The following is a 602-nucleotide window of genomic DNA, read 5'->3' as shown; positions in this document are numbered from 1 at the left end:
AGAAGCTCTTATCGCTGTTAGACTCGGTTAACACACCACGAATCGATTTAAGCGCATCGACGATCACTTTGTTCTTCGACTCAACAACAAAGCCGCCTTTGATTGACGCTTGCTCACCGTTTAGCTTGTACTCCGCAAACGCCACCGATTGAGGCCAGTTTTCTGCAATTTGCGTAAACTCGTTATGACAAACTGGTGTGCGCATTTCCGTAATGTTTGGATCGACATTAAGACGAGTTAATTGACGAGCAAACATGTTGCCATCAACAGTGGTTAAACCTTTGATGATTTCACGATGGTCGATGTAGCCAAAAGAGTTGTTGTTTTTACCATACTGAGTTTGGATGGCTTCAGCACGACCGCTATCCGCTAATGATTGGGTTGGAGACTCAAGACCCAGCGCCATTTTCAACGGGTTAAGATCACCCAACTCCGCGATATCCACCGTCACGGTTAGCACGTTGTCGATAACCGCCACAACTAAGCCAATGCCATCCTGCGGATCTACTGCATCCGTCATTTCATAACGACGGTACTCCACCGTACCCAGCTTCACTTTTTCGTGTGTCACGCCGCTCATTTGCTCTTCGTGATCCAACGTT

General features: G+C 47.2%; 1 pseudogene. It reads right to left on the bottom strand.

The window, feature by feature from the left end:
* Positions 1 to 602, bottom strand: a pseudogene (locus tag R7Z50_RS28990) (hypothetical protein); the annotation flags it as partial.

It is taken from the genome of Vibrio sp. 1249-1, from assembly GCF_033340495.1.
The sequence above is the reverse complement of the archived record's forward strand: the minus strand, read 5'-3'. Positions and strand labels throughout refer to the sequence as shown.